The 14,782-nt window shown below is 70.6% G+C and carries 14 protein-coding genes and 1 pseudogene; 8 read left to right on the top strand and 7 right to left on the bottom strand.

What is annotated here, in order from left to right; all coding sequences use genetic code 11:
• Positions 1 to 21: 21 nt before the first annotated feature.
• From AB0K07_RS19020 to AB0K07_RS19000, 5 genes are all read right to left on the bottom strand, one after another.
• Entirely contained in the window at positions 22 to 762 is a 741-nt protein-coding gene (locus AB0K07_RS19020) for a hypothetical protein (RefSeq protein ID WP_363756753.1), read from the bottom strand.
• Positions 755 to 940: a hypothetical protein gene (locus tag AB0K07_RS19015; RefSeq protein WP_363756752.1), complete on the bottom strand. Its 186-nt coding sequence runs from the start codon at positions 938 to 940 to the stop codon at positions 755 to 757. The genes AB0K07_RS19020 and AB0K07_RS19015 overlap by 8 nt, the downstream gene beginning before the upstream one ends.
• Positions 941 to 1,558: 618 nt before the next feature.
• The gene (locus AB0K07_RS19010) at positions 1,559 to 1,813 is read right to left on the bottom strand and encodes a Smr/MutS family protein (protein ID WP_007465523.1); all 255 of its coding nucleotides are present in this window, start codon (positions 1,811 to 1,813) and stop codon (positions 1,559 to 1,561) included.
• A gap of 121 nt (positions 1,814 to 1,934) precedes the next feature.
• Positions 1,935 to 2,303, bottom strand: coding sequence for a tetratricopeptide repeat protein (locus tag AB0K07_RS19005; protein ID WP_109819174.1), 369 nt, complete (start codon positions 2,301 to 2,303; stop codon positions 1,935 to 1,937).
• Positions 2,304 to 2,415: 112 nt separating this feature from the next.
• On the bottom strand, positions 2,416 to 3,186 hold the full coding sequence (locus tag AB0K07_RS19000; protein ID WP_363756751.1) for an ROK family protein: 771 nt from the start codon (positions 3,184 to 3,186) through the stop codon (positions 2,416 to 2,418).
• 62 nt (positions 3,187 to 3,248) lie between these two features.
• Between AB0K07_RS19000 and AB0K07_RS18995 the strand changes: the two genes are divergently transcribed.
• The 3 genes and pseudogenes from AB0K07_RS18995 (at position 3,249) to AB0K07_RS18985 (ending at position 6,072) form a co-directional block, all read left to right on the top strand.
• Positions 3,249 to 4,886 (top strand): ABC-F family ATP-binding cassette domain-containing protein, encoded by a 1,638-nt coding sequence (locus AB0K07_RS18995; RefSeq protein WP_363756750.1) that lies wholly within the window; start codon positions 3,249 to 3,251, stop codon positions 4,884 to 4,886.
• A gap of 38 nt (positions 4,887 to 4,924) precedes the next feature.
• A pseudogene (locus AB0K07_RS18990) lies at positions 4,925 to 5,170 on the top strand (hypothetical protein); the annotation flags it as partial.
• Between the two features lie 176 nt (positions 5,171 to 5,346).
• Positions 5,347 to 6,072 carry a methyltransferase domain-containing protein gene (locus tag AB0K07_RS18985; RefSeq protein WP_363756749.1) on the top strand — a complete coding sequence of 242 codons (726 nt, stop codon included), beginning with the start codon at positions 5,347 to 5,349 and terminating at the stop codon, positions 6,070 to 6,072.
• Positions 6,073 to 6,125: 53 nt separating this feature from the next.
• Here AB0K07_RS18985 and AB0K07_RS18980 read toward each other — a convergent pair whose 3' ends face one another.
• Entirely contained in the window at positions 6,126 to 7,133 is a 1,008-nt protein-coding gene (locus AB0K07_RS18980) for a LacI family DNA-binding transcriptional regulator (protein WP_363756748.1), read from the bottom strand.
• 146 nt (positions 7,134 to 7,279) lie between these two features.
• Between AB0K07_RS18980 and AB0K07_RS18975 the strand changes: the two genes are divergently transcribed.
• Genes AB0K07_RS18975 through AB0K07_RS18955 form a run of 5 tightly spaced genes read left to right on the top strand, consistent with a single transcriptional unit; the run spans position 7,280 to position 13,048 of the window.
• Positions 7,280 to 8,794 (top strand): alpha-N-arabinofuranosidase, encoded by a 1,515-nt coding sequence (locus AB0K07_RS18975; RefSeq protein WP_363756747.1) that lies wholly within the window; start codon positions 7,280 to 7,282, stop codon positions 8,792 to 8,794.
• Between the two features lie 60 nt (positions 8,795 to 8,854).
• Positions 8,855 to 10,186: an ABC transporter substrate-binding protein gene (locus tag AB0K07_RS18970; RefSeq protein WP_363756746.1), complete on the top strand. Its 1,332-nt coding sequence runs from the start codon at positions 8,855 to 8,857 to the stop codon at positions 10,184 to 10,186.
• A 6-nt stretch (positions 10,187 to 10,192) separates the two neighbouring features.
• Positions 10,193 to 11,158: a sugar ABC transporter permease gene (locus AB0K07_RS18965; protein WP_363756745.1), complete on the top strand. Its 966-nt coding sequence runs from the start codon at positions 10,193 to 10,195 to the stop codon at positions 11,156 to 11,158.
• A gap of 10 nt (positions 11,159 to 11,168) precedes the next feature.
• Positions 11,169 to 12,023, top strand: coding sequence for a carbohydrate ABC transporter permease (locus AB0K07_RS18960; protein ID WP_363756744.1), 855 nt, complete (start codon positions 11,169 to 11,171; stop codon positions 12,021 to 12,023).
• The gene (locus AB0K07_RS18955; protein ID WP_363756743.1) at positions 12,020 to 13,048 is read left to right on the top strand and encodes a glycoside hydrolase family 43 protein; all 1,029 of its coding nucleotides are present in this window, start codon (positions 12,020 to 12,022) and stop codon (positions 13,046 to 13,048) included. Before AB0K07_RS18960 ends, AB0K07_RS18955 begins: the two co-directional genes overlap by 4 nt.
• Positions 13,049 to 13,100: 52 nt before the next feature.
• On the opposite strand, the gene AB0K07_RS18950 is transcribed toward AB0K07_RS18955, so the two are convergent.
• Entirely contained in the window at positions 13,101 to 14,603 is a 1,503-nt protein-coding gene (locus AB0K07_RS18950; RefSeq protein WP_363757158.1) for an amino acid permease, read from the bottom strand.
• Positions 14,604 to 14,782: the final 179 nt, after the last annotated feature.

The following is a 14,782-nucleotide window of genomic DNA, read 5'->3' as shown; positions in this document are numbered from 1 at the left end:
CGCTACGAGGCTCAGTGCTCCTCAGTACGCTCGCAGCCGATCGAGATCGTCGCGAACCGCCGTGTCGGGCGGCTTCACGTCGTAGCCCAAGCCGCGGAGCGCCGCCACAGCTTCGTCAGGGGCATCGCAGACTGCCGCACGTAGCTGAGTGCGACGCCACTGCTCGCGGCCCGCACGAACCGCCGCCTCCCACCCGTCAACATGGTCCACACCGAACTCGACGACCACCGCGTTGAGGACGTCTTCGATGCATGGACGGAACCGATGGCCGCCGACGGGGAAGTGGAATTCGGCCATGCGCGGAGGCTTCCCGGCGCGCCACCGCTGGCGAGCTTTGCCCTTCTCGCCAGCCACTAGGGCGTAGGCAAACTCATCACGGTGGGCATGGACGTGGACGTGCGCCGCAGGGATAGAGCCGTTCGCGCGCCGCAGGTACTCGTACCGAAAGAGGGGGACCTTGTCGCCAACCGGGATCACGTGGAACCAGGACTCTTCCACGGCAAGGAAGGAGGCACCCCGGTCCCAGCAGCAGTTCAACTTGACGAACAAGTCCAATCGACGGGTCCCGCCGATGTGCAGCGGGAACAGGGCCTCTTCGCCGTTGTCGTACGCAGCCACGATCACGCGCGGGCTGTCGTCGCTGCCGACAACGACGGCAGACAAGGCCATCGCGGTGGGGATGACGCGCCCGATACGGGAGGTGAGGTCTTCGGCGAACGCGGTAGCTTTGTCGATCAGTTGCTCGTCGGCAGTGTCACTCATCTTCGCCGAGAAGATAGTCAATGCTGCGGACGGTTTCGTACACCGCACGCTCGTCAGGGCGCAGGTCAAAGTTCCGCCCCAGGTCGTACAACGTATCCTTATCCATGCTCACGCGGGTGAGGAGCGCTTCGCGCCATGCCAGCAGTTCATCCCGCGACTTGACGATGGCGGTTGGCATAGCCGTTCCTTTCGTCGTTAGCGGTACTGCAGTAAGACTCATGGTAGGCGGACCCCCAGACATCTACTACCCGTAGTAACGGACGGACACACCTTCGGTGGCGACGGTGTGGATAAGTCTGGACACGGAGTGCGAGAAGCGACACCCCCCAATCGGGCAGGACTCTGCCAGCTCTAGGACCCGCGCAGCCCGGCCCTTCGCGTCTTAAGCCATCGGCGAGTTGAGCAGACCTTGCTAGCGAGCCGTCGGCCCGCTCCCCCGGATACGCCCCCGGACAGTGAGCGAAGGCAAGCGACAGCCAGACTCAGCGGGACCAAACAAGATCGGCCCCCGACCGCGTTTCTGCTGGTCAGGGGCCGTTCTCGCACCTGGTGGCGTGTAGAGGATTCGAACCTCTGTAGCTTTCGCGACGGATTTACAGTGCGTCCCAGGCGGCCCCAGTAGCGCTGGTCGACCAACGGCCGGGGGGAGGCCGGCAAGTTCGCCATGATCACATGGCACAGATCCGGCACAAGTGAGCATGAGCAACAGCGGAAGAAGCCGGAAACCGACGGAAGGCGTTTCGGCAGGTCAGGACGCACGTCGGGGGCAGCGTGGGACGTCGCGAAGCCGGGGCCCTTACTTCCAGCGGAAGTGCACGAAGAGCCGACCAAAGTTCTTGGAGTCCTTCTCCACCCGGTGATAGAGCTGCTTGACGTCCTTCTGGTCGAGGAACCGCAGCACCCGCTTCTTGAGCTGGCCCGATCCCTTGCCAGGAATGATCTCCACGAGGGTGGCCTTCTTCGCCACGGCCTCGTCCATGATCCCGCGCAACGCGCGGTCGATGTCCTGGCCCTTGTTGAAGATCTCGTGCAGATCCAGCTTGAGCTTCATGCCGCAGCCCCCGGCCGGTCAGGTCCCATGTCCGCCATCCTAGGCACGCCCGGCGGCCCACCCGCAGAGCGACGACGGGGCGGCCCCGAAGGGCCGCCCCGTGCACGTCACCGGTCCGCGGTCAGCGCGTACCGCCCAGCCGGGTCTCCACCCGCTCCAGCGCGATCCGGTAGTCGTCGTTGGCCGCGTACATCGCGGCGGCGATCCGCAGGTGCCGCAGCGCGTCCGAGTGCCGGTTCAGCCGCTCCAGCGTCCGGCCCAGCACGTGGTGGGCGTAGTGGTCGCTCGGGTCCCGGTCGACCAGCTCCCGCAACTGCTCCTCGGCCCGGTTGAGCTGGGCCGACTGGAAGTACGCCCGGGCCAGCAGTTGCCGGACCGCCGCGTTGCCGGGTTCGGCGTCCACGATCGGCTCCAGCAGTCGGGCCGCTCCGCTCGGGTCACCGGCTTCGAAGAACATGGTCGCCCGCCGGTAGTCCGCCAGAAGATCCATCTGCCCACCTCCTCGGGTCGCGCCGTCACCTGTTCCGACGCTGGCACAACATCGGGCGTTTAGCGACTGTTCCCCGGGGCGAGATCGTGTCGGTTCGGGCCGGACGGCGGAATCAGGTGCGGGCGTCCCGGCGCCCGGTGGACAGCTCCCAGGCACGGACGCCGCCGACGATCCCGGCGGTGTTCGGCACCACCACCACATCGTCGCCCATCCGGGCCAGCTGCTCGGGCCGGATCAGCCGGGAGTTGCCCCCGCCCAGGTAGAGCCGGTCCCAGCGGAACACCGGGCGAAGTCCGTCCACCACCTGCCGGATCCGTCGGGACCAGAAGGCGTCGCCGAGCCGACGGCGTTCCGGCTCGCCCACGTACGTGTCGTAGGTGGTGCCCCACCGCACCGGGGCGTGGGACAGCTCCAGGTGCGGGGCGAGCACCCCGCCGTCGAAGAGGGCGCTACCCAGCCCGGTGCCCAGGGTCAGCACCAGCTCGCAACCGGTGCCGGCGACCACCCCGGCGCCGTGCACCTCGGCGTCGTTGAGCACCAGCGCGGGCACCCCGAACGCGTCGGCCAGGGCCCCACGAGCGTCCCAGCCGGACCACTGGGCGAGCAGGTCCGGGTCGACCCGGCTGCGTGGTCCGCTGCGGGTCACGTAGTGCGGTGTGGTCACGACCACTCCGTGCCGGATCATCCCGGGTACGCCCACGGTGAGCCGATCGGCAGCCGGTAGCCGCCCGCCCAGGTCGAGCAGGGTCTGGACGAACAGCGCAGGCGGCAGCGGGTACGGCGTCGGCACTCGCAGCGGCCGGGCCCGCATCGTGCCGGCCTCGTCGAGGACCGAGGCCTTGATGCCGCCGCCACCGCAGTCGATCGCCAGTGTGGTCACCACGCCGTTGAGTCTGCCCGCTGCCGCCCGGCCGTATGCCGGCGGCCGGATAGGCTGCCGTCCTGATGAGCGCCACGATGATCGTCAAGGACCTGGCCGCCGGGCACGGCGACCGCCCGCTCTTCGCCGGATTGGACCTGGTGGTCGCCCCCGGCGACGTGGTCGGCCTGGTCGGCCCGAACGGCGCCGGCAAGTCGACCCTGCTGCGTACCCTCGCCGGGTTGTTACCGGTGGAGGCCGGCAGCGTCCGGCTCAGCCCGCCCACCGCGACCGTCGGGCACCTGCCGCAGGAGCCGGAACGGCGGCCCGGCGAGACGGTGCGCGGCTTCCTGGCCCGGCGCACCGGGGTGACGGCCGCGCAGGCCGCCCTGGACGCGGCGACCGAGGCGCTGACCGCCGGGGCGGCGGGTGCCGACGACGCGTACGCCGACGCGCTGGAGCGCTGGCTCGCCCTCGGGGGCGCGGACCTGGACGAGCGCGCCGAGCAGGTGAGCGCCGACCTGGGGCTCGCGGTCGACCTGGACCACCCCACGACCGGGCTCTCCGGCGGCCAGGCGGCCCGGGCCGGGCTGGCCTCGCTGCTGCTCAGCCGCTACGACGTGTTCCTGCTCGACGAGCCGACCAACGACCTCGACCTGGCCGGGCTGGAGCGGCTGGAGGAGTTCGTCACCGGGCTGCGGGCCGGCACGGTGCTGGTCTCTCACGACCGCGAGTTCCTCACCCGCACGGTGACCCGGGTGCTGGAGCTGGACCTGCCGCAGCAGCAGGTGCACCACTACGGCGGCGGTTACGCGGCCTACCTGGAGGAGCGCGAGGTGGCCCGCCGGCACGCGCGCGCGGACTTCGAGGAGTACGCCGACACCCGGGCCGGGTTGGAGGCGCGGGCGCGCACCCAGCGCGCCTGGATGGAGAAGGGCGTCAAGAACGCCCGGCGCAAGGCCACCGACAACGACAAGATCGGTCGCAAGTTCCGCAGCGAGGCCACCGAGAAGCAGGCGGCCAAGGCCAAGCAGACCGAGCGGCTGATCGAACGGCTCGACGTGGTCGAGGAACCCCGCAAGGAGTGGGAGTTGCGGATGGAGATCGCCGCCGCACCCCGCGCCGGCGCGGTCGTGGCCACGCTGCGCGGCGCGGTGGTACGTCGCGGCGGGTTCACCCTCGGCCCGGTGGACCTCCAGATCGACTGGGCGGACCGGGTCGCGGTGACCGGGGCGAACGGCTCGGGCAAGTCCACCCTGCTGGCCGCGTTGCTCGGTCGGCTGCCGCTGGACGCCGGCACCGCCTCGCTGGGGCCGGGGGTGGTGGTCGGCGAGGTGGACCAGGCCCGAGGGCTGTTCCTCGGCGACGTGCCGCTGATCGACGCGTTCCAGGCGGCCGTACCCCACATGTCGCCGGCGGACGCGCGGACCCTGCTGGCCAAGTTCGGCCTGCGGGCGGCGCACGTGCCGCGGCCGGCGGCCACCCTCTCCCCCGGCGAGCGGACCCGGGCGGCGTTGGCTCTGCTCCAGGGGCGCGGAGTCAACCTGCTGGTGCTCGACGAGCCCACCAATCACCTGGACCTGCCGGCCATCGAGCAGCTCGAATCGGCCCTGGCCAGCTATCCGGGCACGCTGCTCCTGGTCACTCACGACCGGCGGATGCTCGCCGCCATCGAGACGAACCGCCGGTTGCGGGTCGACGCCGGGCGGATCGCCGAGGATTGATCCGTGCCGGCGGGCCGCGACGGGGTGAGAATGACGCCATGCTCAAGTGGGAGTACGCGCTGCTGATCCGCCGTCGCCAGGCGGCGACCAACGATCTGGGCTGGGAGGTCGTCTTCGTCTGGTACGGCCCGGACGGCTCGATGGTCGACGTGACGCCGTACGGCGACACGGCGCTGGCCCACCTCAACCGGGCCGGCGACCAGGGCTGGGAGTTGGTCGCGATGAGCGAGGATCCGTCCCTGCCCGGCCACAACGAACTGCACCGCTACCACCTCAAGCGGCCGAAGCCCGCCGCCCCACCGCCCCGCCAGCGGATGCGCGGTGGCGGCCGGCCGGGCCGCCGCACCATCTCCGGCTGACCGCGTCCGGCGCCCGCCCCTCGCGCTCCCGGCCGAGCCGGCCCGCCGGGCCGGGCATAGCGGGCGCGGATGCGGGTAACGCGCGGCGGGAGGTGGCCCGAATGGTCGCTTTGGCACAGACTCCGCCCTCGGCCGACCGGCTGCGGGCGATCGACGGTTTCCTCGCTCAGGCGTGGGCGGACCAGGTCCAGCACGACGACCGGCTGCGGGGCCTGGCGGTCGAGGTGCGGTTCGACCGGGGGGTCGCCCACCTGAGCGGGGAGGTGGCCGAGCCCGCCGAGCTGCGGCTGGTCCGGGACCTGGTGGGGAGGCTCGCCGGGGTCTACGGCGTGTGGTGCCGGGTGAGCGTCGGCGGGCGGGAGCCGGTGGTGGTGGACCTCGGGTGCGGGCCGACCAAGCAGTGGCCGGGCAACCTGGGGCTGGACATCTTCCCGGCCCCGGGGGTGGACGCGGTGGCGGACCTCTCCGGCTCGCTGCCGCTGGCCGACAATTCGGTGGACGTCCTCTTCGCGGTGCACATCCTGGAGCACCTCATCGACTTCCTGCCGCTGGTGGACGAGTGCCACCGGGTGCTCCGTCCGGGCGGTGTGCTGCACGTGATGAGCCCCTGGTGGGGGCACGTGAACGCGGTCGCGGACCCGACCCACGTCCGGCTGATGGACGTGCAGACGTTCAAGGGGGTCTGCCAGCTCCGCCCGCCGGGCACGCCGCGCTGGTACCCGCTGCACGCCGGCTGCGACGGCGCCTCGATCTTCGCCGACCTCACCCCGTTGCCACCGGACGCCGACCCCGCTCCCCAGACCCATCTGGCCCGCTTCTTCGACTGACCCACACCCCACGGCCCGCCAACCTCATGATCAACGCGATCGGCCGGGGTGCGCTAGGGAGTTTGGGTTGATTCGCGTAGTTCCAGGCGGTAGGGGGCGGAGAGTTCGCGGGCGGGGGCCGTGGGGTCGCCGTCGAGACGTTCGGCGAGCAGCTCGACGGCCAGCCGGGCGATCCGCGCCTTGTCCGGGGCGACGGTCGTGAGGGTGGGGATCGAGAACCGGCCGTCCTCGATGTCGTCGAACCCGACCACCGCCACGTCCTCGGGCACCCGCAGGCCGGCCTCGTGCAGGGCGCGCAGAGCACCCAGGGCGAGCGTGTCGTTGAAGCAGAAGACGGCGTCGGGGCGTACCCCCGAGGTGAGCAGGCCGCGCATGGCGGCCGCGCCGTCCGCGCGGTGCCAGGCCGGCGCGGGCGCCACGAGGGCCTCGTCGTAGTCCAGGCCGGCGGCGCGCAGCGCGTCGGCGTAGCCGGTCAGGCGCAGTCGGGCGCTGGCGCCCTCGGGGGTGCGCTGCGAGCCGATGGCCGCGATGCGGCGCCGGCCCAGCCCGATCAGGTGGCTGGTGATCTCCCGCGCCGCGCCCACGTTGTCGATCACCACGTGATCCGCCGGACCGTGGTCGACCCGCTCGCCGAGCAGCACCATCGGCCTGTTGTCCAGGCCGGCCAGGTCCTCCGCGGTGAGCGCCAGCGGGCTGAAGATCAGCCCGTCGATCAGGTGGTCGGTGATGCCGGAGGCGACCACACGTTCCTGCTCGCGCCCGCCGCCGGTCTGGTCGATCAGCACCGTCCAGCCGAAGTCGGCGGCGGCGGTGACCACGTGACGGGCCAGCTCGGCGAAGTACGGGATGTCCAGCTCCGGGACCGCCAACGCGATCACGCCGGTGCGCCCCTTGCGCAGGTGGCGGGCGGAGAGGTTGGGCCGGTAGTTGAGTTCGGCGATCGCCTCCTCGACCCGGGCCCGGGTGTCCGGCCGGACGTGCACGTAGCCGTTCACCACGTTGGAGACCGTTTTCACCGACACGCCGGCCCGTTCGGCCACGTCCTTGAGCCTGTGTCGCACTCCGCAACCTCCCCGATGTAACACTCCGCACCCTACCTCTTCACCAACCCTTTACAACGTTGCTTACAACGTTGTAGAAAGCAGGGAGGCCGGGTGGGCGGTGACTGCGGTCACCCGGCACCGGCAATGAGGAAAGGTGGCACCCCTTGCGGACCGCGCAGCTGACGATCGACCCAGCCTTCGCGATCGGCCCGGCCGACCGACGTCTCTTCGGCTCCTTCGTCGAGCACATGGGGCGATGCGTCTACGGCGGGATCTACGAGCCCGGCCACCCCAGCGCCGACTCCCGTGGCCTGCGCGGCGACGTGCTGGAGCTGACCCGGGAGCTGGGCGTCTCGGTGGTCCGCTACCCCGGTGGCAACTTCGTCTCCGGCTACCGCTGGGAGGACGGGGTGGGCCCGGTCGGCGACCGGCCGCGCCGGCTCGACCTGGCCTGGAAGACGATCGAGACCAACGCCTTCGGGCTGGACGAGTTCATGACCTGGGCCGCCGAGGCCGGTGTCGAGCCGATGATGGCCGTCAACCTGGGCACCCGCGGCGTCCAGGAGGCGCTGGATCTGCTGGAGTACGCCAACCACCCCGGCGGCACGCAGCTCTCCGACCTGCGGCGCAAGCACGGCGCGGAGGACCCGTACGGGGTGCGGCTGTGGTGCCTGGGCAACGAGATGGACGGCCCGTGGCAGGTCGGCCACAAGACCGCCGACGAGTACGGCCGGCTGGCCGCCGAGGCCGCCCGCGCGATGAAGATGATCGACCCGTCGATCAGCCTCGTCGCCTGCGGCAGCTCCAACCGGCGGATGCCCACGTTCGCCTCCTGGGAGGCGACCGTGCTGGAGCACACCTACGAGCACGTCGACTACATCTCGGCGCACACCTACTACGACCCCTCCGACGGCGACCGGGCCAGCATCCTCGCCTCGGCCGTCGACATGGACAACTTCATCACCGAGGTGGTCGCGACCGCCGACCACGTGGCCGCCAAGCAGCGGCACAAGCGCAAGCTGAAGATCTCGTTCGACGAATGGAACGTCTGGTACGAGTCCCGCCTCAAGGCCGACCTGGACCGGCGCGGCTGGATCGAGGCCCCGGCGCTGATCGAGGACGACTTCACCGCAGTGGACGCGGTGGTCGTCGGCGACCTGCTGATCACCCTGCTCCGGCACGCCGACCGGGTCGGGGTGGCCGCCCAGGCCCAGCTGGCCAACGTGATCGCGCCGATCCGCACCCGCAACGGCGGCCCGGCCTGGCGGCAGAGCATCTTCCACCCGTTCGCGCTGACCGCCCGGTACGCCCGCGGCACCGTGCTGCGCACCGAGCCGGTGTCGCCGCGCTACGAGACGAAGAAGTACGGGGACGTGCCGGTGCTCGACACGGTCGCCGTACACGACGAGGAGACCGGCGAGCTGACCGTCTTCGCGGTCAACCGCGGCTCCACGGACCTCCCGTTGGAGATCGACCTGCGCGGCCTGCCAGGACTATCCGGTTCATCGTTTCTGAGCCTCGCCGCCGGGTCTGACCCGTCGGCGACGAACACCGAGGCCGAGCCCGACCGGGTGACGCCCCGGGAACTGCCCACCCCCACCCCCGACGGCGGCCGGTGCACCGTGCGCCTGCCCGCCGTGTCCTGGAGCGTGCTGCGCTTCGGCCCGGTCGGCGCCTGATGGCGTGCCGGGTTTGACCAGGCAGAATTCATCCCGTCCCCCTTCAAGGAGAGAACCAGCATGATCCAGAACGACGTGAGCCGGCGCCGCCTGCTCGGCCTCGGTCTCGGACTCGGTGCCGCGGCCTCGCTGACCCTCGCCGGTTGCGGCGGCGGTGACAGCGGCAGCTCCGGCCCGGCTGCCGGCAACGGCGGCAAGGAGTACACCGGTCCCAAGGTCGACCTGAAGCTGTGGAACGGCTTCACCGGCGGCGACGGCGACATCTTCAAGGCGCTGGTGAACCAGTTCAACACCGAGCACAAGAACATCGCCGTGTCGGTGGCCACCTACCAGTGGGAGGACTACTACAACAAGCTCCCCGGCGCGGCCTCCAGCGGCAACGGCCCGGACATCGCGGTCATGCACATGGACCAGCTCGCCACCTTCGCCGCCCGCGGCGTGATCACCGAGCTGGACGACGTGGCCAAGACCCTGGAGCTCTCCGAGGGCGACTTCGCCCCCACGGTGTGGAAGGGCGGGCTCTACAACAACAAGCGGTACGGCATCCCGCTGGACATGCACCCGCTGGGCTTCTACTACAACAAGGCCGTCATGCAGAAGGCCGGCCTGGACCCGAACAAGCCGCCGACGACCAAGGACGAGTACGTCGCGGCGCTGACCGAGCTGAAGAAGGCCGGTGTGCAGGGCTTCTGGGTCAGCCCGTTCCAGTTCACCGGCGGCATGACCTTCTACTCGCTGCTCAACCAGTGGGGCGGCACCCTGTTCGACGCTGACGTGGCCAAGGCCACCTTCAACTCGGACCCGGCCGTCGAGGCGTGCACCTGGCTGGTCGACATGATCAAGCAGGGCTTCTCGCCGGCCAACGTCGGCCAGGACGCCGACTACCTGGCGTTCAAGAGCAACAAGAACGCCTTCACCTGGAACGGCATCTGGCAGATCAACGATCTGAAGAAGAGCCCGGAGGTGCAGTGGGGTGTCGCTCCGCTGCCCCAGATCGGCAGCAAGCCGGCCGCCTGGGCGAACTCGCACAACTTCACCATCGTGAAGCAGCGGGCCAACGACGCCAACAAGGTCTCCGGGGCGAAGGTCTTCATCAACTGGCTGAGCGAGCACTCGCTGGACTGGGCCAAGGGCGGTCAGATCCCGGCACGCAAGGCGGTCCGTGAGGGTACCGAGTTCAAGGCGCTGCCGGAGATCTCGTCGCTCGCCCCCGAGCTGGAGTACGCGGCCTTCCCGCCGGCGGCCCCGGGCCTGGGCGAGGTCATGACGACCTTCTACAACTCCTTCAACGAGGCCGCGCTGGGCAAGAAGTCGCCCAAGCAGGCGCTCGACGACGGTGTGGCGAAGGCCAACAAGCAGCTTGAGGACAACCGCAAGAAGTACGGGAGCTGATAGCCCGTGGCGGACGTGATCGAGGTCGGGGCGGCGCGCGGTGACGCGCCGCCCCCGGCGGCCAACGCAGCCCGCCGGGGCGGCTCGGCGGGCCGGACCGGACGGGCGACGCCATACCTGTTCCTCGCCCCGTACCTGGTCCTGTTCGGGGTCTTCGGCCTGCTGCCGATCGTCCTCGGCCTCTGGCTCAGCGTGCACCAGTGGGACTTCCAGCTGCCCAACCGGCCGTTCGTCGGGTTGGACAACTACAAGGAGCTGTTCTCCAGCGACTCCGCCGTCTATGGCGACTGGTGGGAGAGCGTCCGGGCCACCGCGATCTTCACGGCGCTGTCGGTGCCGCTGCTGGTGGTCGTACCGCTCGGGCTGGCGCTGCTGCTGCACCGCTCCTTCCCGGGCCGGACCTTCTTCCGGGCGATCTACTTCGCGCCGTACGTGCTGGGCGTGGCGGTGATCGGTCTGCTCTGGCGGTTCCTGCTCGACGCCAACCTGGGCCTGGTCAACCGGCTCGCCGGCGCCGTCGGGCTGCCCTCGGACACCCCCTGGGTGACCAACATGCCGTGGGCGTGGATCTCGCTGGTCGGGGTCACCGTCTGGTGGACCTCCGGCTTCAACGCGGTGATCTACCTGGCCGGTCTGCAGGACATCTCGCCGGAGCTGTACGAGGCGGCCCGGGTGGACGGCGCCAACGCCTGGCAGCGGTTCCGCAACGTGACCCTGCCCGGCCTGCGCCCGGTGCTGCTCTTCGTGATCACCACGACCGTGCTCGCCTCGGCGAACATGTTCGGCCAGTCGTTCCTGATCACCCAGGGGACGCCCGGTACGGAGACCCGCACGGTGGTGTGGTTCATCGTCGAGGAGGGTCTGCGGGACAACGACGCCGGTCGGGCCGCCGCGATGAGCATCGTGTTCGCCCTGATGCTGGCCGTCGTGAGCATCGCCAACTTCCGCCTCTTCCGCTACAAGGAAGACTGAGGGGACCGCCATGACGACGCCCACGCGGACCACCCGCGGCCCCGTGACCACGAGCCGGGTCGTGCTCTACGCCACCCTCGTAGCGCTCGCCCTGATCTTCCTGGTTCCGCTGGTGTGGATGGTCATCACCTCGCTGAAGACCTACACCGCCGCCCAGCAGATCCCGCCGAGCTGGCTGCCCGATCCGATCGCGGGCTACGGCTACGAGCAGATCCTGAACAACACGGCCAACCCGGTGCTGCGCTGGTTCCTCAACAGCATGCTGGCCGCCACGCTGCACTCGCTGCTGGTGCTGGTGACCGCCTCGATGGCGGCGTACTCGCTGGCGCGGCTGCGGTTCCGGGGGCGCGGGGTGACCTTCGCGCTGATCGTCGGGACGCTGTTCATCCCGCCGACGTCGCTGATCATCCCGAACTTCCTGATCGTCGACCAGCTCAACTGGATCGACACCCTCGCCGTGGTGGTCGTGCCCGGCGCGGCCAGCGCGTTCGGGGTGTTCTTCCTGCGGCAGTTCTTCCTCTCGCTCCCCAACGAGCTGGAGGAGGCGGCGACGCTGGACGGCGCCAACCAGTGGCAGATCTTCTTCCGGGTGGTGCTGCCGCTGTCCAAGCCGGCGCTGGCCACCCTGGCCGTGCTGTCGTTCCTCACCAACTGGAACGACTTCCTCTGGCCGATCTTCGTGCTGTTCAGCCCGGAGAAGCTCACCCTGCCGCCGGGCCTGGGCCTGCTCCAGGGCTCGTACGTCACCGACTACCCGGTGATCATGGCGGGCGCGGTGCTGGCCAGCCTGCCGGTGCTGATCCTCTTCGTCCTGGCGCAGCGGCACATCATCCAGGGCGTCTCCCGCAGCGGTCTGAAGGGGTGACCCCCACAACGACCTGGCGCGGCGGCGCGGCGGCGATCATCATCGCCGCCGCGCTGCTCGTTTCGGGCTGCGCCGACGACACCGAACCCACCCCCACCACGAGCAGCGGGAGCGACCCCAGCATGTTCACCAACCCGGTCGTACGCACCGACGCCCCGGACCCGCAGGCGATCCAGGTGGGCGACACCTGGTACCTGTTCCACACCAACGCCGGCGGCCGCAACGTCCCGGTGCTCACCTCCACCGACCTGGTGGACTGGACCGAGGCCGGGGACGCCCTGCCGACCCTGCCGGACTGGGCGGACGCGGGCAGGACCTGGGCGCCGGAGGCGATCCAGCTGGCGCCGGAGAAGTTCCTGCTCTACTACACCGTCGCCGGCCGGGAGTCCGGGCGGCAGTGCGTCGGCCGGGCGGTGGCCAGCTCGCCGCAGGGGCCGTACCGGGACGAGGCGGCCGGCCCGCTGATCTGCCAGGCGGAGCTGGGCGGCGCCATCGACGCCAGCCCGTTCCGGGACACCGACGGCAGCCTCTGGCTGCTGTGGAAGAACGACGGCAACGCGATCGGGGTGGACACCTGGCTCTGGTCGCAGCGCCTCGCCGACGACGGCCTGACCCTGGTCGGCGAGCCGACGAAGCTGCTCAGGCAGACCGAGCCGTGGGAGGGCACCCTGATCGAGGGTCCGTTCTTCCACCGCCAGGACGGTCGGCTGCTGCTCTTCTTTGCCGCGAACGCCTACGACCGGGCCGAGTACGCCGAGGGCTACGCGGTCTGCGAGAGCCCGACCGGTCCGTGCGTGAAGGCCGCCGAGAACCCGATCCTGAAGACCAACGAGGCCGCCTCCGGCCCCGGCCACGCCTCGATGGTGGTCAAGGATGGCCGGACCTGGCTGCTGTACCACGCCTGGCCGCCCGGCCAGGAGGGCAGCGTCGACCCCGGCCGCCAGCTCTGGCTGGACGAGGTCGTCTGGGAGAACGGCAAGCCGGTGGTCAAGGGACCGACGGGCGGGCCCCAGCCCCGCCCCTGACCTGCCGCACGGAAGGGCCCCCGGCAATGGGGGCCCTTCCGCACGTTCGGGCTCAGCTGTCGGCGGCCGGCTCCCGGGGGGCCGGGGCGACGGCGGGCTCGTGGCGGGCCAGCCGGTTGCGGCGGTAGCCGTAGCCGAAGTAGATCAGAGCGCCGAGCAGCATCCAGGCCAGGAACCGCAGCCAGGTCTCGACCGACAGGTTGAGCATCAGGTAGAAGCAGGCCAGCGCGGAGACGATCGGCAGCACCGGGGAGAACGGCACCCGGAACGGCCGCTCCAGATCCGGGCGCCTGCGGCGCAGGATCGGCACCGCGATCGAGACCAGCACGAACGCGCAGAGCGCCCCGATGCTGACCAGGTCGGCCAGGGCGGACAGCGGCAGGAGGCCGGCCAGCAGCGCGACCGCGACCGTCATGATCGCCGAGATCCGGTACGGGGTGCCCCAGCGCGGGTGGACCTTCGCGATCGACGGCGGGATCAGCCCGTCCCGGGCGATGGCGAAGCCGATCCGGCCCATCGCCACCAGGTCGACCAGGATGACGCTGGTCAGGCCGGCGACGGCGGCGATGGAGACCAGCATGGCCGCCCAACCCGCGCCGACCACCTCGAAGGCCGACGCGATCGGGGCGCCGCGGTCGATCTCGGTGTACGGCACCATCCCGACCACCACCAGCGAGACGCCGATGTAGAGCACGGTGGAGATCAGCAGCGTGCCGAGCAGGCCCAGCGTGAGATCGCGGCGCGGTTTGCGGGTCTCCTCGCCCAGGTTGGCCACCGCCTCGAAGCCGGTGTACGCGAAGAAGACCACCGCGGCGGCGCTGAGCACCCCGACGAAGCCGAAGACCGACGGTTCCAGCCCGAAGAGCGCCTGGGTGACCGGCTGCTTGATGCCGTCGTCGCCGCTACCCGCCGGTTCGGCCGGCGGGATGAACGGGCTGAGGTTCGCGGCCTTGACGAAGAACAGCCCGGCGACCACCACGAAGACACAGATGGCCACCTTGACCAGGACCAGCAGGTTGGTGATCCGGGCGGACTCCCGGATGCCGACGATCGCCACGACGCCGAGGATCAGCACGATCGCGATCGCGCCGACGTTGACCGTGCTGCCCTCCTCGCCGAACCATCGGGTCGGCAGGTCGAGCAGCTCGGCCAGATAGCCGGACCAGCCGCGGGCCACCACGGCCGCACCGAGCGCGAACTCCAGCAGCAGGTCCCAGCCGATGATCCAGGCGACGATCTCGCCCATCGTGGCGTACGCGTAGGTGTAGGCGCTGCCGGCGGTCGGCACGCTGCTGGCCAGTTCGGCGTAGCAGAGCGCGGCGAGCAGGGCGACCACCCCGGCGATGGCGAACGAGATCACCACGCCCGGTCCGGCGCTGTCCCGGGCTTCGATCCCGGTGAGCGTGAAGATGCCGGTGCCGATCACGATGCCGATGCCGAAGCCGGTGAGGTCGACGGCGCCGAGCCGCCTCTTCAGCCCGGGCCGGCCGTCGCTGCCGTCCGCCCCGCTCTGGGCTATCACGTCCTTGATCGGTTTGGTCCGCAGCACGGACACCGCGCTCACCCCTTCCACCGTGCGACCACCATTGCCGGCGGCCGGTGACCGGGGCTGTTACCCAGGGGTACGCGCCGCCAACCGCGCGTCGGTGTTCCGTCCGGGAGTGCGACGCCCGTCACCGCCGGCAACCCCGACGATCGGTGCGGGACGGCCCGATACCCGTCCATCGAATCGGG

It is taken from the genome of Micromonospora sp. NPDC049301 (genome assembly GCF_040678715.1).
Lineage (GTDB): Bacteria > Actinomycetota > Actinomycetes > Mycobacteriales > Micromonosporaceae > Micromonospora.
The sequence above is the reverse complement of the archived record's forward strand: the minus strand, read 5'-3'. Positions and strand labels throughout refer to the sequence as shown.